Consider the following 25,528-nt stretch of genomic DNA (forward strand, 5'->3'; position numbering starts at 1 on the left):
ATGAGTATTCTTATCAATAAAGATACAAAAGTAATCACCCAGGGTATCACTGGTGCTACTGGTTTATTCCATGCGAAGGGTTGCCGTGAATACGGTACGCAAATGGTTGGAGGTACTTCACCTGGAAAAGGCGGTACAGAAGTTGACGGTTTCCCCGTTTTTGATACAGTTGCTGAAGCAGTAAGAGAAACAGGAGCGAATGCATCTGTTATTTATGTTGCGGCGCCTTTTGCGGCAGACGCCATTATGGAAGCGGTAGACGCTGAGCTAGACCTTGTTATTTGTATTACAGAAGGTATCCCAGTACTTGATATGGTAAAAGTAAAACGCTACATGGAAGGTAGCAAAACCCGTTTGATTGGACCGAACTGCCCTGGTGTTATTACTCCTGGTGAGTGCAAAATCGGTATCATGCCGGGATATATCCATGCGCCTGGTAAAGTTGGCATCGTATCCCGCTCCGGAACGCTTACATACGAAGCGGTACATCAATTGACAACGAACGGTGTTGGCCAGTCTACGGCGGTAGGTATTGGTGGCGACCCGGTAAACGGCACGAACTTCATCGATTGCTTGAAACTGTTCAATGAAGATCCGGATACAGAAGCGGTGATCATGATCGGTGAAATCGGCGGTACAGCCGAAGAAGAGGCTGCTGAGTGGGTGAAGGCGAACATGAAGAAGCCGGTAGTAGGCTTTATTGGAGGCCAAACTGCGCCTCCAGGAAAGCGTATGGGTCATGCGGGAGCCATTATCTCCGGCGGCAAAGGAACCGCTGCTGAGAAAATCAAGACAATGGAAGCGTGCGGCATCCGTGTAGCAAGAACGCCGGCTGAAATCGGTCAAACGATGATTGATGTCTTAAAAGAACGTGGCTTGTTGGAAGCATGCATGACAGTTAAATAATACGCGTGAGGCGTACAGAAAAAAGGAGTGCTGATTCGGCGCTCCTTTTTTATCAGGTAAGAACATACAAAAATGTAGGATCAAAAGTCGAATTAGAAGGATTTCCATTTATTTCCTCGAAATAAAAAGGAAAGAAAATGCGAGGTGAGGAAAAGATGGAAGAAAGAGAATACATACTGCTTGCTTTATCAAATATTCGTGGAGTGGGACGGAATGTGGTGCGTCGTGCTCGCAAGCTCACAGAGGCGCTGGATTTTGCGGCGCACTCCGTCACGGATATCAGGGAATTGCTTGGAATTTCTACCAAAAAAGCGGAGCTAATTAAAGCGGAATTTGACATGGAGAAAACGATGGATTATGTTAGACGTTGGTGTGACCATGGAATTACGGTGTTGACCTGGTTGAATCCGCTATATCCTGCGTTGTTGAGAGAAATTCCTGATCCTCCCGAGGTCTTATACATAACCGGAAACAAGGAACTTCTGTCCTATCCCGCACTTGCTATCGTCGGGACGCGCACGCCAACAGTATATGGTAAGAACGCGGCGCGCCAGTTTGCTAGAGACTTAGCGGCGAAAGGATTTTGCATTGTTTCAGGGCTTGCACGCGGTGTTGACAGCGAAGCTCACCGCGGCGCATTGGAAGCTGGAGGAGCTACCATCGCTATACTGGGATGTGGCATTGATATTGTTTACCCAAACGAAAATCGAAAGCTGGCCGCTGAACTTCGGCGGCAGGGTCTTATTATTTCAGAATATCCGCCCGGTGTAGAACCGCGACGGAGGTTTTTTCCGGAGCGAAATCGCCTTATTAGCGGGCTTGCGAGGGGAGTGCTTGTCATTGAGGCGGCGGCGCGCAGCGGTTCGCTTATTACGGCCGATTTGGCCGCGGAGCAGGGACGGGATGTGTACGCTTTGCCAGGTTCAGTTTATTCTCCGAAAAGTGTTGGTTGCCACTGGCTGATCCAACAGGGGGCAAAATTGGTGCACAATGTTTATGATATTGTAAGTGAATACCCTTGGATGGTTTCGGATACAAATGAAAATACAACCGATCACACGTTATCATCCTCAATAAAGCTGAGCGAAGAAGAGAAAATCGTACTCGAGCTTATAGGGGGGGAATCCGTATCGTATGAAGAGATTTTATGTCGAACGGCGTTTTCCTCTAGCCATTTGCATTATCTTCTGCTATCTTTGCAAGTAAAACAGAAAATTGAGCAATTGCCCGGACCGGCTTTTATCCGGATGAAAGAATAATACGTTTGACAAATGCAAGTTTTGTAATTAATAATAGGAGGAATTCTTTTCACTTGTTCACGAATAAGAACGCATGTGTTCTTACATTCGTATACATGTAAAGCGAAGAAGGCAGCGCTTATGCCAAATCGGCTGCGCACGCCAAGTTTTCTGTAGCAAAAGGGGGAAACATGCTTGGCAGATTCACTGGTGATAGTGGAGTCTCCCGCAAAGGCGAAGACAATTGGAAAATATCTTGGGAAGAAATATATTGTCAAAGCATCGATGGGCCATGTGAGAGACTTACCGAAAAGTCAAATGGGAGTCGATATTAAAAAAGGGTTTGAGCCGAAGTACATTACGATTCGCGGCAAAGGGGACGTGCTAAAGGAGTTGCGTGATGCATCCAGAAAGGTGAAGCATGTGTATCTTGCGGCGGACCCCGATCGCGAAGGCGAAGCGATCGCCTGGCATTTGGCCCACAGTTTGAACATAGATCAGGATCAGCCTTGTCGTGTTGTCTTTAACGAGATTACCAAGCAAGCGGTCAAGGAGGCGTTCAAACATCCACGCAAAATCGACATGGACTTGGTAAACGCCCAGCAGACGCGCCGGATTCTTGACAGGCTGGTAGGGTATAACATTTCTCCGCTGTTGTGGAAGAAAGTCAAAAAGGGGCTTAGTGCTGGGCGGGTGCAATCCGTAGCCGTAAAGCTTATTATTGACAGGGAAAAGGAAATCAACTCGTTTGTACCGGAAGAATACTGGTCGGTTACCGCACACCTAAAAGCCGGAAAAGAAACGTTTGAAGCCAAATTTTACGGATACGGCACAGAAAAAGTCGAGCTGAAATCCGAAGCGGAAGTCAAAGAATTACTGCAGAGGATTGAAGGGAAGCCGTATGTCGTTGCTGAGATCAAGAAGCGGGAGCGCAAGCGGAACCCTGCCGCGCCGTTTACGACAAGCTCCTTGCAGCAGGAAGCGGCGCGCAAGCTGAATTTCCGCGCTGCAAAAACGATGATGATCGCACAGCAGCTATATGAAGGGATTGACATCGGCGAAGAAGGCACGGTCGGCCTGATTACGTACATGCGTACCGATTCGACGCGGGTTTCGCCTGTGGCGCAGGAGGAAGCGAAAAAATATATTACCGAGGAATACGGCGTAGAGTACGCCCTTGCTAAACCGCGTCAGTTCGGGAAAAAAGAAGGGGCACAGGATGCACATGAAGCGATTCGTCCGACGCTCATCCATAAAGACCCGGCCTCGCTCAAAGCGTATTTATCGCGCGACCAGCTAAAGCTGTATCGTTTGATATGGGAACGCTTCATCGCCAGCCAGATGGCCCCGGCGGTGCTCGATACGGTAACGGCGGACATCGTTGCTGGAGACGCTGTGTTCCGTGCCAGCGGTTCGCAGGTGAAGTTTCCGGGTTTTATGAAAGTGTATGTAGAAGGAACGGATGACGTTCAGAAAGAAGAAGACAAGATGCTGCCGCCGCTTGAAGCAAAACAGGAGCTTGCGCTGGAAGAGATAGAGCCAAAACAGCATTTCACTCAGCCACCGCCGCGTTACTCCGAGGCGAGGCTTGTTAAAACGCTCGAAGAGTTGGGGATCGGACGTCCGAGCACGTACGCACCGACGCTTGAAACGATTCAGAAACGTGGGTACGTAGCATTACAGGATCGCCGCTTTGTTCCGACCGAGCTTGGAGAAATTGTGCTTGAATTAATGGAAGAATTCTTTCCGGAAATTCTCGATACGAAGTTTACCGCCAAAATGGAGGATGAACTTGATCATATTGAAGAAGGAAAAGTGCAGTGGGATAAGGTGTTGGAAGAGTTCTATGAAGGATTCTCCAAACGCCTGGAAGTTGCGGAAAAATATATGCGGGAAGTAGAGATTAAAGACGAAGTGGCGGACATCATGTGCGATAAATGCGGCAGCCCAATGGTGTATAAGGTTGGGCGCTACGGCAAGTTTCTCGCATGCTCTGCGTTTCCGGAGTGTCGCAATACAATGCCGATCGTCAAAGAAATCGGCGTAAATTGCCCGAAATGTGAAACCGGACAAATTGTGGAGCGTAAAAGTAAGAAGAACCGAATTTTCTACGGTTGCACAAATTATCCGAATTGTGACTTTGTTTCATGGGATAAGCCATTACCACGTGCATGTCCAAAGTGCGGCAACATGCTTGTCGAGAAAAAGGGCAAAGGCAAAAATAAAGGGCCGACTGTTCAATGCTTGGCCTGCGACTACCAAGAAGAAACATCATAAAAATAAGGAGTTTTACGGAGCGATGGAAAAAGTAAAAGTCATCGGAGCTGGGTTGGCAGGCAGCGAAGCGGCCTGGCAAATCGCCGAACAGGGTGTTGATGTCATTCTGTATGAAATGCGCCCTGTGCGCCAAACTCCGGCCCATCACACCGATAAATTCGCGGAGCTGGTGTGCAGTAACTCACTGCGCGCCAATTCGTTGACCAATGCTGTGGGCATTTTAAAAGAAGAGATGCGCCGCCTTTCGTCCGTTATTATTCGTTCGGCCGACAATTGTTCTGTGCCGGCTGGAGGAGCGCTTGCAGTGGACAGACACGAATTTGCCGATGCCGTAACAAGAAGCGTGCGCAATCATCCACGCATCGAGGTGTGCAATAAAGAGATCACGGAGATTCCAGATGGGATTGTCGTTATTGCTACCGGTCCGCTAACATCACCTGATTTGTCCAAGAAACTGCAAGAGTTGACGGGCGAAGAGTATTTGTATTTCTATGATGCGGCGGCGCCGATCATTGACAAAGAAACGATCGATATGAACAAAGTGTTTTTGGCTTCCCGTTATGGTAAGGGAGAAGCAGCTTATCTTAATTGTCCGATGACGGAAGAAGAATTTGACGCATTTTATGAGGCACTGATTACAGCAGAAGAAGTGCCGCTTAAAGAATTTGAAGAGCAGATTTTCTTCGAAGGGTGCATGCCGATTGAAGTAATGGCCAAGCGCGGTAAACAGACGATGTTATTCGGGCCGCTGAAGCCGGTCGGGCTCATTGATCCGCGCACCGGAAAACAGCCGTACGCGGTCGTGCAGTTACGCCAGGACAATAGTGCCGGCACATTATACAATATTGTCGGTTTCCAGACGCACCTTAAGTGGCCGGAACAAAAGCGGGTATTTCGGATGATACCCGGGCTTGAAAATGCGGAAATCGTGCGTTATGGCGTGATTCACCGTAATACGTTTATCAATTCTCCACGTTTGTTAAAGCCGACATACCAATATAAAGACAGAGATACCTTGTTTTTCGCTGGACAGATGACTGGTGTGGAAGGATATGTAGAGTCCGCCGCTTCCGGATTGATTGCAGGTATTAACGCCGCGCGTCTTGCGCGCGGGCTTGAGCCCCTGGTATTTCCGCCGGAGACGGCGATGGGCAGTATGGCGCATTATATCACAACGGCAAACCCGGACAATTTCCAGCCTATGAACGCAAATTTTGGCTTATTTCCGCCGCTTGAAAGCAACATCCGCAACAAAAAAGAACGGTATGAACAGTATGCGAAGCGGGCGTTAGATAAAATTCAGAATTTTTCTCGAAGCGTTCACAATTTAAGTTGCAGCTAGCGATGGGGTTATGTTATACTAACGACGGTTAAAAGCTGGATTCTCCCTGTGGGGAAAGTATTTTTGGAAATGATGTGTACGGGATGCGGCGTTGCTGCGTCCCGTATGCATTGTTGCTCGGGTAGGAGGTACACAAATGGAAGCCTTGGAGTCTGATCGCCTGCTTTTGCTGTTTAAACAGTACTTGCAGATTGAAAAAAACGCTTCGCCTCTGACGATTGCGAACTATGAGAAAGACATCCGGGCTTTTGCGGCGTTTATGAAGCAGCATGACGTAACAGCATATGCTGCTGTTTCTTATGTTCATGTTCGCAGTTATTTGACGGAATTGCACAGGCAAAACTACGCTCGTCGCTCAATTGCGCGAAAATTATCAAGCCTGCGAAGTTTTTACCGTTTTTTACTACGTGAAGAACTGGTGGGGCACAATCCGTTCGCGATGACCGCAACGCCAAAGCTGGAAAAGAAGCTTCCGAATTTTTTATTTCCGAAAGAAGTTGAAGCGATTTTGCAGTTGCCGGATACAAAGACACCGCTCGGGCTAAGGGATCGAGCCATACTCGAGATGCTATACGCCAGTGGAATGCGCGTGTCGGAGCTTGTTGGCTTGACCATCCGTTCCGTTGATACACTTGCAGGTACGGCTCTCGTATTCGGAAAGGGCGCAAAAGAAAGATATGTTCCGCTCGGGCAACACGCGCTTGTTGCCTATAAACAATACATACAGCGCGGTCGCCCGTTCTTATGCAAACAGATGAAAAACGATGCTTTGTTTGTTAACGTTCGGGGGGAGCCGCTCACAGACCGCAGCGTGCGCCGCATAATTAACAAATATGTGAAACAAACAAGCGAGCTTTTAAAAGTAAGTCCGCATACGTTTCGCCATACGTTTGCTACCCACTTGCTGGAGAATGGTGCGGATTTGCGAAGCGTGCAAGAAATGCTTGGACATGCAAGCATTTCTTCAACGCAAATTTACACGCACGTAACGCGGGAGAGGATGCGATTTGTTTACAATCAGGCTCATCCGCGGGCGTAAAACCAATAGATTATGGAGGGAAGTCAATGGATATGACTTTTCACGCCACCACCATTTTTGCCGTGCGTCATAACGGAGGAGCAGCGATGGCTGGCGACGGGCAAGTAACGATGGGCAACGCTGTGGTTATGAAACAAACGGCCAAAAAAGTGCGGCGCCTTTATCATGGTCAAGTTGTGGCTGGATTTGCCGGTTCTGTTGCTGACGCGATTACGCTTTTTGAGAAGTTTGAGGCCAAACTCGATGAACACCACGGCAATTTGCCGCGGGCGGCGGTGGAGCTTGCGAAGGACTGGCGGCTTGACAAAGTGTTGCGCAAGCTGGAAGCGCTCATGATTGTGATGGATAAGGAACATATGCTTTTAATCTCGGGAACTGGAGAAATCATTGAACCAGATGACGGGATTCTGGCTATCGGCTCGGGAGGCAATTACGCGCTTGCGGCAGGCCGCGCGCTGAAAAAGCACGCTCCGAATTTAACCGCACGAGAGATTGCAACAGCGGCATTGACGGCGGCAGCTGATATTTGCGTCTATACAAATCATAACCTTGTTGTGGAAGAAATTCATGAATGACGAGGAGGCTGTGCCCTTGAAAAACCCTGAACGTTTAACCCCGAAACAAATTGTTGAACAGCTTGATCATTTCATTGTGGGACAAAAGCAAGCGAAACGCTCGGTGGCGATCGCTTTAAGGAACCGGTACCGCCGCAGTTTGCTTCCGGAAGAAATCCGCGACGAAATCGTGCCGAAAAACATTCTGATGATCGGTCCGACCGGGGTGGGTAAAACGGAGATTGCAAGACGTCTTGCCAAGTTAACCGGAGCGCCGTTTATTAAAGTGGAAGCCACAAAGTTTACGGAAGTAGGCTATGTGGGGCGCGATGTCGAGTCAATGGTGCGAGATTTGGTAGAGACAGCTATACGCATGGTCAAAGCGGAGAAAACCGAACAGGTGAAAGATAAAGCAGAAGCGATGGCGAACGAACGGATTGTGCATATTCTCGTTCCAGGCAAGCACGCCAATAAATCTTTTAAAAACCCGTTGGAGATGTTATTCGGGGGAAACCAGAATACGTACCAATCTGCAACTGGCGATGCGGATGATCTTTCAGTATCTCAACAGCGGCGCCAAGTAGCCCATCAACTGGCGATGGGACAGCTGGAGGACACCGTCATAGAAATTGAAGTAGAAGATACGGCGCCGACGATGTTTGATATGTTTTCAGGCTCAGGAATGGATCAAATGGGTATCAATATGCAGGAGATGCTAGGAAGCCTCTTGCCCAAAAGAATGAAAAAGCGAAAACTCCCCATAAGGGAAGCACGTAAAGTGCTGATCATGCAGGAGGCACAAAAATTGATTGATATGGATGAAGTCATCCAAGAATCAATCGAACGCGCGGAACAGAGCGGGATCATCTTTATTGATGAGATAGACAAAATTGCCGGTAAAGAGACCAACTCTGCCCAGGTTTCGCGTGAAGGCGTACAGCGCGATATCCTGCCGATTGTGGAAGGTTCGACGGTAATGACGAAATATGGTCCGGTGAAAACCGACTACATTTTATTTATTGCCGCCGGTGCGTTTCATATGGCGAAGCCGTCTGACTTGATTCCGGAGCTTCAGGGACGGTTCCCGATTCGTGTGGAATTAGATAGCCTGCGGGTAGAAGATTTTGTCCAGATTTTAACCGAACCGAAAAACGCTTTGATAAAACAATATGTCTCTTTATTGGAAACAGAAGGAATAAAAGTTGAATTTTCTGACGAAGCTATTAAAGAGATTGCTAAACTCGCAGCCGAGGTGAATCAAAACACAGATAATATCGGGGCTAGACGACTGCATACGATCATGGAAAAGTTATTAGAGGATTTATCATTTGAAGCTTCTGATATTACGCTAGAGAAAGTTGTGATTACCCCGGAATATGTGAGAGAAAAATTGAAAGACATCGTAGAAGATCGAGACTTAAGTCGCTATATTCTGTAAAATTTGAAGGAGGAAGTATAATAATGGATTTGTTATCAAAAATTCGTCGCATTAATCGTTTGTTACAAAAAACGGCAGGACATCCGGTAAACTTTATGGAAATGGCAGAGGTCATGAGCGAGATTATCGGAGCAAACATTTTCGTTCTTAGCCGTAAAGGAAAAATTCTTGGTTATGCTATCGCGCAGGAAGTAGACAATGACCGTATCCGCAAAATGCTTGAAGAACGTCGTTTCCCAGGTGATTACAGCACACAGCTGCTGCGCCTTGACGAAACGTCGGCTAACCTTGACATCGATAGTCCGTATACTGCATTTCCGGTAGAAATGAAAGATTTATTTAAGAAAGGGTTAACAACCATCGTTCCGGTTATCGGCGGGGGGGATCGCCTCGGAACGCTTGTTCTGGCACGCTTGAACGAGAAATTTACGGATGACGATCTTGTGCTGGCCGAAGTGGGTGCGACTGTAGTAGGCATGGAAATTTTGCGGGAGCGTGCTGAAGAAATCGAGCAGGAAGCTCGAAGCAAGGCGGTTGTGCAAATGGCTATCGGCTCTCTATCTTACAGTGAGCTAGAAGCGGTGGAGCATATCTTTGAGGAATTGGATGCAAAAGAAGGATTGCTGGTTGCAAGTAAAATTGCCGATCGTGTAGGCATTACACGCTCCGTTATCGTAAACGCGTTGCGCAAATTGGAAAGCGCCGGCGTTATCGAATCACGTTCCCTCGGTATGAAAGGTACCTATATTAAAATCTTAAATGAAAAGCTTTTACCTGAACTTGAAAAATTAAAAACTTCGTAAAACAGATAAGACTTTCGTCTGGTAAAAAGGCCCTATCTTTCGGATAGGGCCTTGTTCATTTTAGACAATCTGCTAATATTAAAGTTGTTACCTGTATATGTTATATTTTGTCGAATTGGCAATATTTTTATCCTTTTCTATAGAATATTACGGGGGATATTTGACCCAATTTATGGCAAGAGGGAGGGGAAGAAAGATGCTTATGACACAGACATTGACAATTTTGGAAAAAGCACTGGACGCTGCGACCATGCGTCAAAAGGCCATTAGTAACAATATTGCGAACGTGGATACTCCTTATTATAAATCACAGTCAGTGACCTTTGAAAGTGAGCTGCAAAGGGCGCTTTCAAGAACGGAGACTACTTTTTCTGCATACAGGACGGATAAAAAACATATTGCTTTTGGCACATCTTCTTTGATGGACGTTCGCCCCCGACTTCAAATCGACTCTTCTATTGGACCTATGCAAAATACAGCGAATAATGTCGATTTGGACTTTGAAATGACGAATTTGGCGAAAAACCAGCTTTGGTATAACGCCTTAGTCCAACAGACTGCTGGACAGTTTACAAAACTGAGAGCGGTAATAGGAGGGAAGGCATAGTGACACTATTTGGCAGTTTTGATACGAGCGCTTCCGCATTAACGGCAAACCGTCTGAGAATGGATATCATATCCAGCAACATTGCGAACGCGAATACGACGCGCGGAGAATACGTAAATGGACGGTGGGAGCCCTACAAAAGAAAAATGGCTATTATCGAACCAAAAACAGGCGCTTCTAGTTTCGAAAATTTTTTGCAAGCGGCTGTGGGACGGACCGGGCCGATGCCGATAAACGGTGTGCGGGTTACACGCATCGTAGAGGATCGAACGCCTCCGAAAATGATGTATGATCCGACCCATCCGGATGCGGATGAAAGAGGATATGTGGCGCTTCCAAATGTGGATATGTTAAAAGAGATGATCGATTTGATGTCTACGACAAGGGCGTATGAATCAAATGTAACCGCGATTAACGCCGCGAAAGCGATGGCGATGAAAGCACTGGAGATTAGTAAGTAAGGAGAGGGAATATGGTAGAGAGAATTGGAGCAGAGCTGCCGTCAATTTCCGTTCAAGATAAAGTGCCAACAGGTGCCCCTACGCCTTATGAAGTCACAACATCGTTTGCTTCTTATTTGAAAAATGCGCTCCATGAAGTGAATGCACTTCAGAAAGCAAGCGAGAAAATGAACCAAGGGCTGGCCGCAGGGCAGATCCAAGATTTACACCAGGTCATGATCGCCTCGCAAAAGTCAGGCATCGCACTTGAACTGACGATGCAGCTTCGTAACAAAGTGGTAGAAGCCTACCAGGAAATAATGAGAATGCAAATCTAGCACTAGTTAGTAATTTATGAAGGTAATTGGCGGGGTGGAGGATGAACGAGAAATTGCAGCAATGGCGGGAGAAAATCATAGAGTTTTCAGGCCGCCTTTCAAAGAAACAAAAAATAATGCTAGGCGCAATTACCGCTTTTCTTATTATATCGGCAACGTTAGCAATTTATATAGCCTCCAGACCGAATTATGTGCCGCTGTTCGGCGGAAACTTGACGGAAGTGGACGTGGCGCAGATCAAGACGGAACTGGATGCGATGGGATACAGCGGTAAATATAAAATTGAAGGCAATCGTGTGCTTGTCCCTGAAAAAGACAAATACAATCTGGCGGCTGATTTGACGGCCAAAGGGGTTCCGAAAGGCGAAGGAGTCCGGCTTGATATTTTTAGCCAGAATATTGGCATGGGAATGACCGATCGCCAATTCGATGTTGTAGAGCGCGACGCGATGCAAAACCAGCTTGCGGATTTGTTGAAAACGGTCGACGGTGTGAGCGATGCCAAAGTCATTTTGACGATGCCGGAAGAAACGGTGTTTGTCCGCGAAGACGGGGCTAAAGCGACCGCTTCTATCGTGGTTCAGGTAGAACCGGGCAAATCGCTTACGCAGCCGCAGATTAACGCGTTGTATAATCTTGTTTCTAAAAGCGTGCCGAATCTACCAAAAGAAAATATCGTCATTATGAACCAGTATAGCGAAATGCTAGAGATGATGGAAGATGAAGGCGATGCGTTTGCTCTTACCCAGTATGAGCAACAGCGCAAAATCAAAAAGGATATTGAAAATGATATCCAGAAAAACTTACAAAATATGTTAGGCACCATTCTTGGGCGCGATAAAGTATTTGTATATACATATGTAAAGTTGAATTTTGATAAGATACAGCGCGAAGAACAATTGGTGGAGCCTGTGGACAAGGAAAACAATGAAGGAATTATTATTAGTGCAGAAAAAATCCAGGAAACGTACTCGGGTAAAGGTGTCCCGGCCGGAGGTACCGCCGGAACCGGAGAGACACAGATTCCGGGTTATGCAGGAGCCACAGGTGGAGAAGGCAGCGAATATGAAAAGATGGAAGAACGTGTAAACCGGGAAGTCAACCGGATTAAGCAAAATATTGTTGGTCAGCCGTATAAAATTGAAGACATTTCCATTAGTGTCGGAGTAGAGCCCCCAAATCCAAACGACCCGGCGAGTTTAACGCCGCAGGTGCAGGAGGAAATTCAACAAATTATTGGGAATGTCGTACGTGCTTCTCTATCGTCTCAGGGCACTCAGCTTACGCAGGAGCAGATTGATCAACGGGTGAAAGTGTTTGCCCAGGCGTTTAACGGTAAGCCGGAAGTGGCGTCAGAGAAAAATAATTGGCTCACCATTTTGCTTGCAAGCGGCATTGGGCTTTTGGTAATAGGAGCTGTCGTGGTATTCATAGTCATGCGCAGACGAAGAAACGCGGCTGCAGTGGAAGCAGAGGAATTAGAGCAACGATCGTTTGAAATTCCGGATCTGCAGCAGGCCGAAGATGGGGAGGACGTGATTGTGCGCAAGCAGCTTGAAAAGCTTGCCAAAGAGAAGCCGGAAGAGTTTGTTAATTTGTTGCGCACTTGGTTAGTAGAGGAATAGGAGTGAGGGATGTAAATGGCACGTGCGCCGAGAGAATGGAGCGGGAGACAGAAAGCGGCTATCCTTTTGATATCGCTTGGGCCTGAAGTTTCCGCTCAGGTTTTTAAACATTTGCGTGAAGAGGAGATTGAACAATTAACTCTTGAAATTGCAAACGTGCGAAAAGTGGACAGCTCGGAGAAAGAATCGGTGTTAACAGAATTTCATCAGATTTGTGTAGCTCAAGAATACATCTCTCAGGGTGGTATTAGTTACGCGAAAGAAATTCTGGAAAAAGCGTTAGGTCAGCAAAAAGCGCACGATATTATTCAACGGTTGACAGCGCATTTGCAAATTCGTCCCTTTGATTTTGCGCGTAAAGCCGACCCTGCGCAAATTTTGAATTTTATTCAAAATGAACATCCGCAAACCATTGCGCTTATTCTTTCCTATCTTGAACCTGAACAGTCTGCTGCTATTCTTTCCGCGTTGTCGCAGGAGATGCAAGCGGAAGTGGCGCGGCGGATTGCGCTTATGGAAAGTACATCTCCCGAAGTGATTAGTCAGGTAGAAAGCGTGCTGGAGCAGAAGTTGTCCTCTACGGTTGTGCAGGACTATACGCAGGCAGGAGGTATTGAATCTGTGGTCAATATGCTGAACAATGTGGATCGCAGTACGGAACGCATCATTTTGGATGCATTGGAAATTCAAGACCCGGAGCTTGCAGAAGAAATCAAAAAGAGAATGTTCGTATTCGAAGATATTGTTTCGCTTGATGACCGTTCCATTCAGCGCGTCATTCATGATGTGGATAATTCCGATCTTATGCTTGCGCTTAAAGTTGCAAATGAGGAAGTGCGGAACGTCGTATTTCGCAATATGTCCAAGCGAATGGCGGATACGTTCAAAGAAGAGATGGAATATATGGGGCCTGTTCGCTTGCGTGATGTGGAGGAAGCGCAGACGCGTATTGTGGCAATCATTCGTCGCTTAGAAGAAGCCGGCGAAATTATCATCGCCCGCGGCGGAGGAGATGAGATTATTGTCTAGAGTAATAAAATCTTCTTTCTACCTTACTGCCGAAAATAAGAAAGTAATTGAGTTGCCGTACCGGAAAGAAAACAAACCGCACCATGATTCAGCCGTTACAATTCAAGAATATTCAACCCCGCAGGGGGACGAAATCGTAAGAGAAGCGGAAGCAAAGGCAACTTGCATCATTAAAGAAGCGAAGCAACAGGCAAAGGAGCTCATAGAGGAAGCCCGGCGAGACATTGATGCATGGTGGGCCGCCAAACGGCAGGAAGATGAAGAAATTCGCACACATATTCAGCAAGAAGGTTTTGCACAGGGAATTGAGCTAGGCAAAGAAGAAGGCCGTCGCCTTATTTACGAGGAATATGCGGAAATGCTTCGGCGAGCAGCCGCAATTCTTGAAGAGGCGCCTGCTGTTAAGCGAAAAATGATAGCGGAAGCTGAACCTTTTGTGCTTAATTTGACGCTGGCCATTGCCCGGAAAGTGATCGGGGAGCATCTTGAGATGGATAAGGATAATGTACTCGCTCTTATTCACAAGGCACTATCCCATACCAAAGAGTACAAATCAATGGTTGTGGCGGTAAGCCCGGATGTTTACCCGTACGTTCAGGAAAATCGTGCAAAGCTGCTTGAGGTTTTGGACAGCCAAGTAGAAGTAACCATCGTGCCTGATGGGTCAATCTCCGACGGTGGAGCAGTGATTCGGACTACAATGGGAAGTGTGGATGCGCGGGTGGACACGCAATTAGAAGAAATAAAAAAAGCGCTCCTAGAAACGATCGGAAATGAAAGCGAGTCGTAATCATGCTGCAGCTTAACAAGTATTTGGATGTGTTACAGAGAGTAAATCCGATTCGTGTTAACGGAAAAGTTTCACAAGTGATCGGTTTGACGGTAGAGTCTATGGGGCCAAATGTAAAAATAGGGGAAATATGCAATATTTATCCTGAATCTTCTCCGGCCCCTGTTCCTGCTGAGGTTGTCGGATTTAAAGATAATAAAGTATTGCTCATGCCATTGGGAGAATTAGGGGCGATTGGCCCTGGATGCGATGTTGTGGCTACCGGAAAGCCGTTAACGGTTCGAGTAGGTATGGAATTGCTCGGGCAAGTGCTGGATGGGACAGGCAAGTTAATGAATGGAGGACAACTGTCCAATGCGATGGTCGAATACCCGGTTGACAATCAGCCGCCCAATCCGCTTTCGCGCCCACGGATTTGCGAACCCCTTTCGGTAGGGGTACGAGCTATTGATGGCTTACTGACAGTTGGTAAAGGGCAACGTATTGGTATTTTCGCGGGGAGCGGCGTTGGAAAAAGTACGCTTCTTAGCATGATTGCGAGAAATACGGAAGCGGATGTAAGCGTAATTGGATTGATCGGTGAGCGGGGACGTGAGGTGGCGGATTTTATTGAACGCGATTTGGGAAAAGAGGGATTAAAACGTTCAGTCGTCGTGGTCGCCACATCCGACCAACCAGCGCTTATCCGCATTAAAGGGGCTTTGCTGACGACAGCAATTGCCGAATATTTTCGGGATCAGGGATTAAATGTCATGATGATGATGGATTCGGTGACGCGGTTCGCGATGGCGCAACGCGAAGTAGGACTGGCGATTGGAGAACCTCCGACAACAAAGGGATATACGCCGTCGGTTTTTGCTTTGTTGCCGCGCTTGTTAGAGCGGGCAGGCACATCAGATAAAGGTTCGATTACGGCCTTTTATACCGTACTTGTAGAGGGCGACGACATGAATGATCCGATTGCCGATTCTACGCGGGGGATTCTCGATGGTCATATCGTTTTAAGCCGCCGTATTGCTCATACTGGTCATTATCCTGCGATTGATGTGTTGGCGAGCGTAAGCCGGGTGATGAAAGAAATTGTCACGCCTGAACACTACGCTGCAGCCAATGAATTGAAACGCTTATTGGCAGTATATCGAGACGCCGAAGATTTAATTAATATTGGCGCATACAAAAGCGGTGCGAACAGGGACATTGATCAGGCCATCCGTTATAAAGACGCAATTATGCGGTATACCGGACAAGGTATAGAAGAACATTCGAATTTGGAGGAAGCGATTCGTCAGCTGATGACTGACTTTATTCCAAAGTAAGCGGGTGGTTATCATGGCGTTTACTTATACATTTCAAAAAATCCTGAATATGAAAGAAAAGGAGAAGGAACAAGCGCAGATGGATTACAGTAAATCTGTGCAACTGTTACAAAAAGAGCAGCAGCGCCTTGTTTCTCTTGAAAAAAACAAACAGGAGATGGAACGACGTATAATGCAGCAGGGCAAAAACATATCTCTTGCGGAATTGAAAATAAATTATGAGTATATTGGGCACTTGCAGCGTCTCATTATACAGGCAAATGAGTCAAAGGCACAGGCGGAAAAAGAAGTGGAAGCAAAACAGTTTATTCTGTCTGAGCGGGCGATAGAGCATAAAGTATGGGAAAAACTGAAAGATCATGTTTTCGAAAGATATAAAGCGGAGACGCGGCAGGCGGAGCAAAAAGAGTTAGATGAAATGGCGGTCGCTCGTTATTATAGGCAAAAAGTGAATCCGCGCTAGGGGTGTTTTTATGGAAGAAATGGCAGAAGAACGGAAATATAGCAAACTGGAATGGTTTTTTTACATTATTTTTATTCCGCTATTATTTACTCTTGTGCTTTCGGCTGTGATTGCCCAGATGTTTGGTTATAACGTTATGGGCATACTGGCGAAAGAGTTGAACAAAGTTCCCGTTCTGGAAAAAGTGATCCCTGATGCTGCCGTTGATTCATCTGCCCCAGCAGAAGACGGGAATAAAGCGGATGAAAAAGATAGCAAAATTAGCGAACTGGAAATTAAACTTGAGGCGAAAGAAAGAGAAATTGCAGACTTAAAAAGAAAAGCTGAATTAGAGAAGCAAAAAATGGACCAGGTGCTGCAGCAAGCGCAGAAGCACCAAGAGGCGACGAAAGCGGCAGAAAAAAAAGCGACTGAAGAAGAGCAAAAGAAAATAAAGAATCTCGCCAAGATTTATACGTCAATGTCTGCGGGAAAAGCAGCGCCGATACTAGAAAAAATGGCGCCGGAGGAGGCGGCCCAACTTCTTTTGACCATGAAGGCGGAAGAACGTTCAGCCATTATGGCGAAGATGGATCCGAAAAAAGCAGCCGACTTATCATTGTTGCTAAAAGAAGCATCACCTGAGGACTTGGCTGAACCGAGTGCCATACAACAGCAGCTTTTGGAACTTAAATATAACGCTTCTGTGCGTGAATTGGCTTCTTCTATTTCAAGCATGCAACCGGCAAGCGCAGCTGATTTAGTAGAAAAGCTGTTTAAAGCGGATGAAAAAAGAGCGGTGCTCGTTTTGAGCCAGATGAATGCCGAGCAGCGCGGCCAAATTTTATCAAAGCTGGCAGAGAATCCGAACGGTGCAGCCGTGGCCGCAAAAATTAGTCAAAAGCTGTTGACATATTGATAGTAAAGAAGAAATACATCTGAATACATGTATTTTTGCTAGAAAGGGGGTGAATGAAATAAATGGATGATATTCTAATAAATAGAATTAGCTTTTTTACTAAAAACGTGCCGAGCGCTGCTAAAACAAACAATATGGGCAGTGTTTCCGGTTTATTTGCGAGCGAAATGCAAACAGCGTTAAGCGCGCTCTTTTTGCAACCTTTATCAGATGGTGCAGAAGAAAAGCAAAATGCGGTGTCGGAAGTAGTTGCGCAAATTGAAAAGCTGGTAACCGTTATTGAAGAGCAGGTTCAAAAGACAAAAGAAACGGACAGCAGTGAAGCAACACAGGAAATATTCGCGGCGTTGCAGCAGCTTTATGTATTATTGCAGCAATTGCAGCAGATAACCGGACAAACGCAGCGCCGAAGCGATCTGCTTGGTGTCGCGCAAGCTGAAGCAGCCTGGAAACAATTTCCTAATCTCATTCCATTCGGAAGCAGAGAGAAGGTTCAGGAGCTTTCTTTGATGGTACAAAAAACACAGAATGTACTTGATGGAATAGGAGAGACAAAAGGGAATGTTTTACCGCCAGAACTGATAACCAGACTAAAAGCAGCGCTTTTGTTTCTGAAAGAACAAAGCGGTGAAGTTGCGACGGTACGTTCTGGAAACATGAATGGAATAGGGGCGTTGAATGCTGGAAGCGATAGCGGGCAAAAAGTGGCGAGCATGTTGAATGCTGGAAGCAGTAGTGAGCAGAAAGTGGCGGGCATGTTGAATGCTGGAAGCAATAGTGAGCAAAACGTGCCAGGTACGGGAATACAATCGGAGGCTGGTTCCGGTAAACGGGAGTCTGGATTTGCGCTGGAAGAAGGCACGCTTACGAAAGCTATGCACCACCAAATGCAGGGAACAGCTGCAGCAGGAAAAGCAGAAGCAAGCGTTGTTTTTAGCAACCGAAATGCGCATGTGCCACTTGTTCCTGCAAGATTTTTCGCGAATGAGATGGAAGTGTATATCGTGAAGCATATGCGGTTGAACCAGGGTACGGGCGCGATGGAAACGACGCTTCGTCTCTTCCCTGAAAATTTGGGCCGAGTTGACGTGAAGATTACGGCATTAAATGGCGCAATTACCGCACAATTTACGGCTGCTACTTCCGCCGGCAAAGAAGCGATTGAACAGCAGCTGCACCAGTTGCGACAGGCGCTCATTCAGCAGGGGCTTCAGGTGGAAAAAATAGAGGTCAATCATGTTTCGGTCACATCAAGCGAATCAGATAACCGTACGTTAGATCAGGAAAAAGAAGGGGGTTCCGGGCGCCAGGAACATGAGCAGCCAAAGGAAGAAACGTCTGACGAAGCTGTTTTTAACTTAGAAGAACTGCTAGAAGAACGAGCGGAGATGTTGACTGAAGCGTAGTGAAACGCACAAGAAGGGAGGGAAAAAGATGACGGTTATCGATGCCACTCATTACCGTACTTCATATGGAGCGAAACCAAAAACATTCGAGGAACAATCATCGCTGGGAAAAGAAGATTTCTTGCGTTTGCTGGTTACCCAGTTGACGCATCAGGACCCGACCCAACCGTTGCAGGACAGAGAGTTTATCGCACAGATGGCCCAATTCAGTATGCTGGAACAGATGGTCAATCTGAACGATATGTTTACAAGGTTCATGGAAGTGCAAAGTTTGAATGGTTTGTCCAGTATGATTGGCAAGAAAGTCACGTGGACAGAACACGTAAAGGAATCGGACGAAAATGGCAATGAAGTAATAAAAGAAACGCCGAAAGAAGGCACTGTCAAGGCGATTAGTTTCAAGGATGGCAAAGTGCAGCTCGTATTGGCGGACGGCTCAAAAATTGATGTTGGTGTGGTAGAGACGGTGGAGATGCAAGCCGCCCCGGCCGCAGAACAGGAGTCGCAACGTTTGTCTGAGGGTTCAGGTGGCCAAAATGAAAGCCGGACCAAAGAGACAGAAGGAAATGGCAGCGGAGAACAGCGGCAAACGAATGAAGGTGCAGGACGATGAACAGGATTAAAGCCGGGCACATCTTTTATCCGCAGCCGTTTACGCATGCTGTTGCAAAACCGAAACAGTCGAACACCGGGACTTCGTTTGATGCGGTTATGCAGCAGAAGCTGACGGAAGCAACAGCCGAGATCGATTTTTCGAATCATGCGCGCAAGCGACTGGAGGAGCGCGGAATTACGCTGAGCGGCGAAGAAATCGCCAGACTGGCAGGCGCGGTAGAAAAGGCGCAGAACAAAGGGGCAAAAGAGTCGCTCGTACTGATGAACAATGTGGCATACATTGTAAGTGTTCCACACAAAAAAGTAATCACGGCGGTTGACGGGGACTCGATGCAGGAAAGCGTGTTTACCAACATTGACAGCGCAATTATTTTATAAAAATGATAAAGGGCCGGACCTTTAGTGGGAAGCCCTGCGCCGCCGAGCGATTGACGCGGCGCACGAAATAAAGGAGGTAAAAGACATGTTACGTTCCATGTATTCGGGTATTAGCGGGATGCGCAATTTCCAAAATAAGCTGGATGTTATCGGAAATAATGTTTCCAATGTAAACACTGTAGGTTTTAAAAAGAGCCGTGTAATGTTTCAGGATATTTTGAGCCAAACGTTAGCAGGTGGAACAGCACCTAATCCTTCTGGAACACCGCCTGTAGGAGGGGTAAATCCAAAACAAATCGGGCTGGGCGCTACCATATCTTCAATCGATGTACTTCATACGCAAGGTGCACCTATGACCACAGGATTGCCTTCGGATATTGCTATTCAAGGAAACGGCTTTTTTGTGGTAGGAACAGGAACGAATGATTTCAATTTTACGCGTGCCGGAAACTTTATCGTTGATGCAAAAGGTGATTTAGTTACAACAAACGGACAGTACGTTTTAAGTAAGAGTGGAAGCAAGATTAATCTTTATGATATAGGTAGAGGAACGGCAGGTACCGACAATATCAAATCTTATTCGATTGGTCAGGATGGTACGATAACGGTTTCTATTCAAAAATCAGACGGAACCACTATAACGAATTCGAGTTCTGATCATGAAAAACCTGATGATAAAAAAATAGGAATTGCTTATATCACAAACCCTAGCGGCCTTGAAAAAATCGGGAATTCAATGTATAAGTGGGCGCCGGCAGCAGATACCAAAAAGAATTTTACTGATTTGGTAGGTTTGCCGGGAACATCAGGGCGTGGAGTTTTAATTGCTGGCCAACTTGAAATGTCCAACGTTGACTTGGCCGAGGAATTCACCGAGATGATCGTGGCACAGCGTGGCTTCCAGTCGAACTCCCGAATCATTACTACGTCAGATTCGATCTTGGAAGAACTCGTAAATTTAAAACGATAAAACGACGATGATGCAGCAGGGGAGGGCCGCTCCTCCCCTGTTTTATGTGGAGGGAGCGATATGATTCGTTTGACCCGGTTAAACGGAAAAGAGTATGTGCTCAATGCTTTGCTTATTGAAAGTTTGGAAGCGACGCCGGACACAATGATCACGCTTATCAATGGCAAAAAGTTCGTGATTAGAGAGTCGATTCCTGAGGTCATTCACACTCTTAAAGAATTTTACAGAGACATCAATGCCATAAAAGCAAGCATCATACAGCATACAGAAATCGAAAAAGGGGGGATGGAGAATGGCTAACAGCAGACTGCTGAGTATAACGCTAATTATTTTGATGTCGATCACACTTATCGTTGTCGTCAGCTTTATCCTGTGGCAGACTTACAAAAAACCTGAATCGGCTATGCAGATTCAGCAGGTTGAAGCAAAAGTTAGCGCTGAGGAATTCGAGAAAGCCACGCTGGAAACGGAAGAAATCCGTACGAACCTGCTCACAGGTGACTTAATTCTCGCGAAATTTGCCATCCAGGCGCAAAATGAAAAAACGAAGCATGAACTGGAGCTTCGTAAGCCGCAGGTAATACATATCATTTTAAAAACCCTTTCCTCCATGAAGCCGGAAGAAATTCAGGGGCCGGCCGGAATGAAGAAAGTGGAAGAGGCTATTAAGAAAGAACTGAATCAGCTTTTGGAGGAAGGAAAAGTAGTCAATGTAATAACCACTCATCGAATTGTTGATGTATAAAATGTATATAACGATGATTTATACTATTCGTTTCGTGCCTACCAGATGAGGAGAAGGGGGTGACACTTATGACAGAGGTATTGTCCCAGGCAGAGATAGATGCTTTGCTCGCAGCGATTTCTTCCGGAGAAATGAACGCGGAAGATCTAAAAAAAGAAGAAGCGGAGCGAAAAATAAAATCGTATGATTTTAAACGTGCGCTTCGCTTTTCAAAAGATCAGATCCGCACGTTGACACGCATTCATGAAAACTATGCCAGACTGCTTACCACTTATTTTTCGGCACAGCTGCGAACATTTGTCCAAATAAGTGTTGCGTCTGTTGACCAGCTTCCTTATGAAGAATTCATTCGTTCCATTCCGAAAATGACGATTCTGAATATCTTTGAAGCTGAACCGTTAGAGGGACGAATGGTCATGGAAGTAAATCCGAATATCGCCTATGCTATGCTGGAACGCCTGCTGGGCGGTCAGGGAGCGGCTCCTAATAAGCTCGGCGCGCTGACCGAAATCGAGACCATTATTATGGAGCGGATGTTTAGTCGGGCGCTATGTAATTTTGCGGAAGCATGGAAAGATGTGATTGAACTTGAACCGGAATTGGAGTTTCTTGAAATGAATCCGCAGTTCATGCAAATTGTTTCTCCAAACGAAACGGTGGCCGTCATTTCTTTTAGCACGAAGATTGGGGAAACGACGGGGATGATTAACCTTTGTTTGCCGCATGTCGTGCTTGAACCGTTGATGGTCAAGCTTTCGGCCCATTACTGGCTGTCCACGCAGAAAAAAGCGCGCAATGAAGTCGAAAAACAAGTTCTTGAAGAAAGAGTGCGGAAAGCGAAACTTCCTCTTATCGCAGAACTTGGAACTTCCGTCATTTCCGTGGGTGAATTTTTGAATTTAGCAATTGGGGATGTCATTCAGTTGGAACAACGTACGGAAGATAAAATTAGAGTTCGGATCGGGCAGAAGGTAAAATATCTCGCGCGACCGGGAACATCGAGAGGCCGCGTGGCGGTAATGATTGAAAACGTGTTGGAGGAAGAGGTGGAAGACGATGAGTAGGGAAATGTTATCTCAGGAGGAGATTGACGCCTTGCTGCGGCAGAATCATTTAGAAGATGAAATGGATGATGACAACGAGAGCGATGCGTTGGATATTAATGAAGTTTTGACACCGTTAGAACAGGACGCTCTCGGTGAGATAGGAAATATCACGTTTGGTAGCGCCGCCACCGCCCTGTCCAATTTGCTCGGGCAGGTGACAGACATTACGACCCCAAGAGTCGACATTATCCGGCGCGATGAAATTCAGACGGAGTTTCCGCGACCTTATGTGGCTGTACATGTTGAATATACAGAAGGGTTTCAAGGGATTAACTTGCTTGTGATCCGTACGGAAGACGCGAAAGTGATCGCTGATTTGATGATGGGCGGAGATGGAAGTTCCCCGCCAGAGGAATTGTCGGACATTCATTTGAGCGCTGTACAAGAAGCGATGAACCAGATGATGGGTTCAGCTGCTACGTCCATGTCGACGGTTTTTAATAAGCTTGTAAACATCTCCCCGCCGGGCATTGATATGATGGATTTGCCGCGCGGCAAGGGAGTGGAAAATGTTCCTGATGATGATATTCTCATAAAAGTTTCTTTTCGGCTAAAAGTCGGGCAATTAATTGATTCGAATATTATGCAGTTGATTCCTGTTCCGTTTGCCCGTTCTCTTGTCTCGACGTTGCTGGGCAATATGGGGAACGAAACAACGACAGCGGCATCGGAATCGGCGCCAGAAAGCCAGCAGCCGACTTCTTCGCCGGCGTCGGCATACGCCGAAACGACCGCTCAAGCTTCAGGAGGTTATGGAATGAATACCCCTTATCCACCACAGCCCCCTGCTTCAGCGCAAAGCCGTCCGGGAGGAATGCCTTATCCGCAGCAACCTGGGTATCAACAGCCGCCACAACAGCCGGCTTATGGAGGAAAGCAGACGCCGCCGGCGAATGTGCAACCGGTACAGTTTGCTTCGTTTGACACAGGATTCTCCCAGCAGGGAAATCCACAAAATCTAGGAATACTTATGGATGTTCCGCTTAAAGTTACAGTGGAGTTAGGAAGAACGAAAAAACAGATTAGGGAGATTTTAGATTTGTCGCCTGGTTCGATTATTGAATTAGATAAGCTTGCCGGAGAACCGGTGGACATTCTTGTAAATAACAAGCTGATCGCTAAGGGCGAAGTTGTTGTAATTGATGAGAATTTTGGTGTGCGCGTGACCGATATTATCAGCCAGTGGGATCGTATTCAAAACTTGCAATAAAAATCTATATTTTAAGGAGGAAATTACATTATGAGCAATCGTATACTCATTGTGGATGACGCAGCTTTTATGCGCATGATGATCAAGGAGATTTTGACGAAGAACGGGTACGACGTGGTGGGGGAAGCAAGCGATGGTGCACAGGCCGTTGAAAAGTACAAAGAATTATCTCCTGATCTCGTAACGATGGATATTACCATGCCGGAGATGGATGGAATTACAGCGCTTAAAGAAATTAAGAAAATCAATCCGGATGCTAAAGTGATTATGTGTTCAGCAATGGGGCAGCAGGCTATGGTTATTGACGCGATTCAATCTGGGGCCAAAGACTTTATCGTAAAGCCGTTTCAGGCGGATCGCGTCATTGAGGCAATTAAGAAAACGTTGGGATCATAGATGATGTTGAAGAAGTGTTTCTAAAGGGAAAGGATACGACCAATGAAACTGGATGAAATGGGGACGACGGCGCAGGAGTCGACTTCGATGTTTGCTTTGTTGCTGCAAACGATCATTGCACTGGCGTTAATCATTGCGGTTATTTATTTTTTGCTTCGCTTTGTTAGCAAGCGTTCAAACGCTTTGTTTGGAAGAACGGGAATTCGCATGCTGGGCGGCTGTTTGCTTGGGTCGCAGAAGTCGCTGCAAATTGTGCAAATAGGGACGACGCTTTATATCGTAGGCGTGGGAGAAAACGTTCATTTGCTGCGCTATATCGATGACCCTGATGAAGTGAATGAACTTCTTGATCTTCTGGAAGTGCGGGGAGCATCGGCATCGAACCCTGTATTTATGGGAGAGCTGGTGAATCGATGGTTCAGAAAGAAGGCTGGCACAGGAGAAGCCTTTGAAAGTATGTTTCAAATGAAGGTAAAAGAGGCAAGACAGCGGCGGGAATCTATGGAAAAAGAATTGTTCAATAATGGGGAGAAGGAAAAGGGAGAAGAGAAATGAAAAGAATGGGTATATTTGTGAGTCTGGCTACGCTCTTTATATTTTTTCTTCCCGAACATAGCGCCGCCGCTCAGGTATCGATTCCCGGGCTGGATATTAAGATAGGAGCATCTGACAAACCGGAAGATGTATCGCTGACATTGCAAATTCTCTTATTATTTACTGTTCTGTCGATCGCTCCTTCTATTCTTGTCATGATGACTTGCTTTACGAGAATCGTGATCGTGCTTTCCTTTACTAGAACGGCGCTGTCCACGCAGCAGGCGCCACCGACACAAGTATTAATTGGGCTTGCTCTGTTTTTAACGTTTTTTATTATGGCGCCGACGTTTTCCCAGGTGAATAGCCAGGCGTTGCAACCATATTTCAAAAAGCAAATTACTCAGGAGCAGGCGATTGAACGGGCGGTACTTCCCTTTAAAAATTTTATGGTGAAACATACAAGAGAAAAAGATTTAAAGCTTTTTCTTGATTATGTGAAGTCCCCAAAGCCAAAAACGGTAAAAGACATTCCTTTAACTGCTCTGGTGCCGGCCTATGCGATTAGCGAATTGAAAACCGCGATGCAAATGGGATTTATGATATTCATCCCATTTCTCGTGATCGACATGGTTGTAGCGAGCGTATTGATGGCCATGGGAATGATGATGCTTCCACCAGTTATGATTTCACTTCCTTTTAAAATTCTATTGTTTATTTTGGTCGACGGTTGGTACCTTGTCGTAAAATCGCTGTTACTAAGTTTTCAATGAGGTGAAGGGATAGGATATGTCACAGGAGTTTATTATTTCACTTGCGCAAAAAGCTGTATTTACGGTTCTGCTAACAAGTGCGCCTCTTGTAGGTGTGGCGCTGATTGCCGGGCTCATTATTAGCATATTCCAGGCTACAACATCCATTCAGGAAGCGACGCTGGCATTCGCCCCGAAAATTGTCGCTACACTCATTGCACTCGTTATTTTTGGACCGTGGATACTGAGTCATATTCTGGAATTCACCTCAAATATACTATCGAACCTCTACAAATTTATAGGATAACGAAAG

General features: G+C 46.3%; 29 protein-coding genes. All 29 read left to right on the top strand.

Annotated features, from left to right (window positions below; all coding sequences use genetic code 11):
* Positions 1-906 (top strand): succinate--CoA ligase subunit alpha, encoded by a 906-nt coding sequence (sucD, locus tag BLR88_RS00785; RefSeq protein ID WP_057898392.1) that lies wholly within the window; start codon positions 1-3, stop codon positions 904-906.
* Positions 907-1,061: 155 nt separating this feature from the next.
* Positions 1,062-2,165, top strand: coding sequence for a DNA-processing protein DprA (gene dprA, locus BLR88_RS00790; protein ID WP_057898393.1), 1,104 nt, complete (start codon positions 1,062-1,064; stop codon positions 2,163-2,165).
* A 174-nt stretch (positions 2,166-2,339) separates the two neighbouring features.
* On the top strand, positions 2,340-4,421 hold the full coding sequence (topA, locus tag BLR88_RS00795) for a type I DNA topoisomerase (protein ID WP_091259619.1): 2,082 nt from the start codon (positions 2,340-2,342) through the stop codon (positions 4,419-4,421).
* Positions 4,422-4,443: 22 nt separating this feature from the next.
* A complete protein-coding gene (gene trmFO / locus BLR88_RS00800) occupies positions 4,444-5,763 on the top strand; it encodes an FADH(2)-oxidizing methylenetetrahydrofolate--tRNA-(uracil(54)-C(5))-methyltransferase TrmFO (protein WP_091259621.1) in 1,320 nt (439 codons plus the stop codon).
* 136 nt (positions 5,764-5,899) lie between these two features.
* A complete protein-coding gene (gene xerC / locus BLR88_RS00805; protein WP_057898396.1) occupies positions 5,900-6,802 on the top strand; it encodes a tyrosine recombinase XerC in 903 nt (300 codons plus the stop codon).
* A 26-nt stretch (positions 6,803-6,828) separates the two neighbouring features.
* Entirely contained in the window at positions 6,829-7,377 is a 549-nt protein-coding gene (gene hslV, locus BLR88_RS00810; protein WP_057898397.1) for an ATP-dependent protease subunit HslV, read from the top strand.
* Positions 7,370-8,794, top strand: a complete 1,425-nt coding sequence (hslU, locus tag BLR88_RS00815) for an ATP-dependent protease ATPase subunit HslU (protein ID WP_057898398.1) — start codon at positions 7,370-7,372, stop codon at positions 8,792-8,794. Before hslV ends, hslU begins: the two co-directional genes overlap by 8 nt.
* Before the next feature lie 23 nt (positions 8,795-8,817).
* Positions 8,818-9,597, top strand: coding sequence for a GTP-sensing pleiotropic transcriptional regulator CodY (gene codY / locus BLR88_RS00820; protein ID WP_057898399.1), 780 nt, complete (start codon positions 8,818-8,820; stop codon positions 9,595-9,597).
* Between the two features lie 196 nt (positions 9,598-9,793).
* Complete coding sequence (gene flgB / locus BLR88_RS00825; protein WP_057898400.1) at positions 9,794-10,204, top strand: flagellar basal body rod protein FlgB; 411 nt, start codon at positions 9,794-9,796, stop codon at positions 10,202-10,204.
* Positions 10,204-10,665 carry a flagellar basal body rod protein FlgC gene (flgC, locus tag BLR88_RS00830; protein ID WP_057898401.1) on the top strand — a complete coding sequence of 154 codons (462 nt, stop codon included), beginning with the start codon at positions 10,204-10,206 and terminating at the stop codon, positions 10,663-10,665. Before flgB ends, flgC begins: the two co-directional genes overlap by 1 nt.
* A gap of 11 nt (positions 10,666-10,676) precedes the next feature.
* Positions 10,677-10,982 (top strand): flagellar hook-basal body complex protein FliE, encoded by a 306-nt coding sequence (fliE, locus tag BLR88_RS00835; RefSeq protein ID WP_057898402.1) that lies wholly within the window; start codon positions 10,677-10,679, stop codon positions 10,980-10,982.
* A gap of 41 nt (positions 10,983-11,023) precedes the next feature.
* Complete coding sequence (fliF, locus tag BLR88_RS00840; protein WP_057898403.1) at positions 11,024-12,607, top strand: flagellar basal-body MS-ring/collar protein FliF; 1,584 nt, start codon at positions 11,024-11,026, stop codon at positions 12,605-12,607.
* Between the two features lie 15 nt (positions 12,608-12,622).
* Complete coding sequence (gene fliG / locus BLR88_RS00845) at positions 12,623-13,636, top strand: flagellar motor switch protein FliG (RefSeq protein ID WP_057898404.1); 1,014 nt, start codon at positions 12,623-12,625, stop codon at positions 13,634-13,636.
* Positions 13,629-14,426 (top strand): FliH/SctL family protein, encoded by a 798-nt coding sequence (locus BLR88_RS00850; protein WP_057898405.1) that lies wholly within the window; start codon positions 13,629-13,631, stop codon positions 14,424-14,426. Before fliG ends, BLR88_RS00850 begins: the two co-directional genes overlap by 8 nt.
* A 2-nt stretch (positions 14,427-14,428) precedes the next feature.
* Positions 14,429-15,742 carry a flagellar protein export ATPase FliI gene (gene fliI, locus BLR88_RS00855; protein ID WP_057898406.1) on the top strand — a complete coding sequence of 438 codons (1,314 nt, stop codon included), beginning with the start codon at positions 14,429-14,431 and terminating at the stop codon, positions 15,740-15,742.
* A gap of 13 nt (positions 15,743-15,755) precedes the next feature.
* On the top strand, positions 15,756-16,205 hold the full coding sequence (fliJ, locus tag BLR88_RS00860; RefSeq protein ID WP_057898407.1) for a flagellar export protein FliJ: 450 nt from the start codon (positions 15,756-15,758) through the stop codon (positions 16,203-16,205).
* 10 nt (positions 16,206-16,215) lie between these two features.
* On the top strand, positions 16,216-17,103 hold the full coding sequence (locus BLR88_RS00865; RefSeq protein ID WP_057898408.1) for a MotE family protein: 888 nt from the start codon (positions 16,216-16,218) through the stop codon (positions 17,101-17,103).
* Positions 17,104-17,165: 62 nt separating this feature from the next.
* Entirely contained in the window at positions 17,166-18,509 is a 1,344-nt protein-coding gene (locus tag BLR88_RS00870) for a flagellar hook-length control protein FliK (RefSeq protein ID WP_057898409.1), read from the top strand.
* Between the two features lie 28 nt (positions 18,510-18,537).
* The gene (flgD, locus tag BLR88_RS00875) at positions 18,538-19,122 is read left to right on the top strand and encodes a flagellar hook assembly protein FlgD (protein ID WP_057898410.1); all 585 of its coding nucleotides are present in this window, start codon (positions 18,538-18,540) and stop codon (positions 19,120-19,122) included.
* Positions 19,119-19,502 (top strand): TIGR02530 family flagellar biosynthesis protein, encoded by a 384-nt coding sequence (locus BLR88_RS00880; RefSeq protein ID WP_057898411.1) that lies wholly within the window; start codon positions 19,119-19,121, stop codon positions 19,500-19,502. Before flgD ends, BLR88_RS00880 begins: the two co-directional genes overlap by 4 nt.
* An 85-nt stretch (positions 19,503-19,587) precedes the next feature.
* Positions 19,588-20,472, top strand: a complete 885-nt coding sequence (locus BLR88_RS00885; protein ID WP_091259624.1) for a flagellar hook-basal body complex protein — start codon at positions 19,588-19,590, stop codon at positions 20,470-20,472.
* 60 nt (positions 20,473-20,532) lie between these two features.
* The gene (locus BLR88_RS00890) at positions 20,533-20,772 is read left to right on the top strand and encodes a flagellar FlbD family protein (RefSeq protein ID WP_057898413.1); all 240 of its coding nucleotides are present in this window, start codon (positions 20,533-20,535) and stop codon (positions 20,770-20,772) included.
* Positions 20,765-21,217, top strand: coding sequence for a flagellar basal body-associated FliL family protein (locus BLR88_RS00895; RefSeq protein ID WP_057898414.1), 453 nt, complete (start codon positions 20,765-20,767; stop codon positions 21,215-21,217). Before BLR88_RS00890 ends, BLR88_RS00895 begins: the two co-directional genes overlap by 8 nt.
* 68 nt (positions 21,218-21,285) lie before the next feature.
* Positions 21,286-22,281 carry a flagellar motor switch protein FliM gene (gene fliM / locus BLR88_RS00900; RefSeq protein ID WP_057898415.1) on the top strand — a complete coding sequence of 332 codons (996 nt, stop codon included), beginning with the start codon at positions 21,286-21,288 and terminating at the stop codon, positions 22,279-22,281.
* A complete protein-coding gene (gene fliY, locus BLR88_RS00905; RefSeq protein ID WP_057898416.1) occupies positions 22,274-23,533 on the top strand; it encodes a flagellar motor switch phosphatase FliY in 1,260 nt (419 codons plus the stop codon). Before fliM ends, fliY begins: the two co-directional genes overlap by 8 nt.
* Positions 23,534-23,563: 30 nt before the next feature.
* Positions 23,564-23,929, top strand: a complete 366-nt coding sequence (locus BLR88_RS00910) for a response regulator (protein WP_057898417.1) — start codon at positions 23,564-23,566, stop codon at positions 23,927-23,929.
* Between the two features lie 42 nt (positions 23,930-23,971).
* Positions 23,972-24,484, top strand: coding sequence for a flagellar biosynthetic protein FliO (locus BLR88_RS00915; RefSeq protein WP_091259625.1), 513 nt, complete (start codon positions 23,972-23,974; stop codon positions 24,482-24,484).
* Between the two features lie 5 nt (positions 24,485-24,489).
* Positions 24,490-25,236: a flagellar type III secretion system pore protein FliP gene (fliP, locus tag BLR88_RS00920; protein WP_082706168.1), complete on the top strand. Its 747-nt coding sequence runs from the start codon at positions 24,490-24,492 to the stop codon at positions 25,234-25,236.
* Between the two features lie 16 nt (positions 25,237-25,252).
* The gene (fliQ, locus tag BLR88_RS00925) at positions 25,253-25,522 is read left to right on the top strand and encodes a flagellar biosynthesis protein FliQ (RefSeq protein WP_057898419.1); all 270 of its coding nucleotides are present in this window, start codon (positions 25,253-25,255) and stop codon (positions 25,520-25,522) included.
* Positions 25,523-25,528: the final 6 nt, after the last annotated feature.

It is taken from the genome of Aneurinibacillus thermoaerophilus, from assembly GCF_900099925.1.
Classification (GTDB): Bacteria; Bacillota; Bacilli; order Aneurinibacillales; family Aneurinibacillaceae; genus Aneurinibacillus; species Aneurinibacillus thermoaerophilus.

Coding starts and splice junctions, on each gene's coding strand:
- sucD (WP_057898392.1), top strand. CDS start 1: ATGAGTATTCTTATCAATAAAGATACAAAAGTAATCACCCAGGGTATC.
- dprA (WP_057898393.1), top strand. CDS start 1,062: ATGGAAGAAAGAGAATACATACTGCTTGCTTTATCAAATATTCGTGGA.
- trmFO (WP_091259621.1), top strand. CDS start 4,444: ATGGAAAAAGTAAAAGTCATCGGAGCTGGGTTGGCAGGCAGCGAAGCG.
- xerC (WP_057898396.1), top strand. CDS start 5,900: ATGGAAGCCTTGGAGTCTGATCGCCTGCTTTTGCTGTTTAAACAGTAC.
- hslV (WP_057898397.1), top strand. CDS start 6,829: ATGGATATGACTTTTCACGCCACCACCATTTTTGCCGTGCGTCATAAC.
- hslU (WP_057898398.1), top strand. CDS start 7,370: ATGAATGACGAGGAGGCTGTGCCCTTGAAAAACCCTGAACGTTTAACC.
- codY (WP_057898399.1), top strand. CDS start 8,818: ATGGATTTGTTATCAAAAATTCGTCGCATTAATCGTTTGTTACAAAAA.
- flgB (WP_057898400.1), top strand. CDS start 9,794: ATGCTTATGACACAGACATTGACAATTTTGGAAAAAGCACTGGACGCT.
- fliE (WP_057898402.1), top strand. CDS start 10,677: ATGGTAGAGAGAATTGGAGCAGAGCTGCCGTCAATTTCCGTTCAAGAT.
- fliF (WP_057898403.1), top strand. CDS start 11,024: ATGAACGAGAAATTGCAGCAATGGCGGGAGAAAATCATAGAGTTTTCA.
- fliG (WP_057898404.1), top strand. CDS start 12,623: ATGGCACGTGCGCCGAGAGAATGGAGCGGGAGACAGAAAGCGGCTATC.
- fliI (WP_057898406.1), top strand. CDS start 14,429: ATGCTGCAGCTTAACAAGTATTTGGATGTGTTACAGAGAGTAAATCCG.
- fliJ (WP_057898407.1), top strand. CDS start 15,756: ATGGCGTTTACTTATACATTTCAAAAAATCCTGAATATGAAAGAAAAG.
- BLR88_RS00865 (WP_057898408.1), top strand. CDS start 16,216: ATGGAAGAAATGGCAGAAGAACGGAAATATAGCAAACTGGAATGGTTT.
- BLR88_RS00870 (WP_057898409.1), top strand. CDS start 17,166: ATGGATGATATTCTAATAAATAGAATTAGCTTTTTTACTAAAAACGTG.
- flgD (WP_057898410.1), top strand. CDS start 18,538: ATGACGGTTATCGATGCCACTCATTACCGTACTTCATATGGAGCGAAA.
- BLR88_RS00880 (WP_057898411.1), top strand. CDS start 19,119: ATGAACAGGATTAAAGCCGGGCACATCTTTTATCCGCAGCCGTTTACG.
- BLR88_RS00885 (WP_091259624.1), top strand. CDS start 19,588: ATGTTACGTTCCATGTATTCGGGTATTAGCGGGATGCGCAATTTCCAA.
- BLR88_RS00890 (WP_057898413.1), top strand. CDS start 20,533: ATGATTCGTTTGACCCGGTTAAACGGAAAAGAGTATGTGCTCAATGCT.
- BLR88_RS00895 (WP_057898414.1), top strand. CDS start 20,765: ATGGCTAACAGCAGACTGCTGAGTATAACGCTAATTATTTTGATGTCG.
- fliM (WP_057898415.1), top strand. CDS start 21,286: ATGACAGAGGTATTGTCCCAGGCAGAGATAGATGCTTTGCTCGCAGCG.
- fliY (WP_057898416.1), top strand. CDS start 22,274: ATGAGTAGGGAAATGTTATCTCAGGAGGAGATTGACGCCTTGCTGCGG.
- BLR88_RS00910 (WP_057898417.1), top strand. CDS start 23,564: ATGAGCAATCGTATACTCATTGTGGATGACGCAGCTTTTATGCGCATG.
- BLR88_RS00915 (WP_091259625.1), top strand. CDS start 23,972: ATGAAACTGGATGAAATGGGGACGACGGCGCAGGAGTCGACTTCGATG.
- fliP (WP_082706168.1), top strand. CDS start 24,490: ATGGGTATATTTGTGAGTCTGGCTACGCTCTTTATATTTTTTCTTCCC.
- fliQ (WP_057898419.1), top strand. CDS start 25,253: ATGTCACAGGAGTTTATTATTTCACTTGCGCAAAAAGCTGTATTTACG.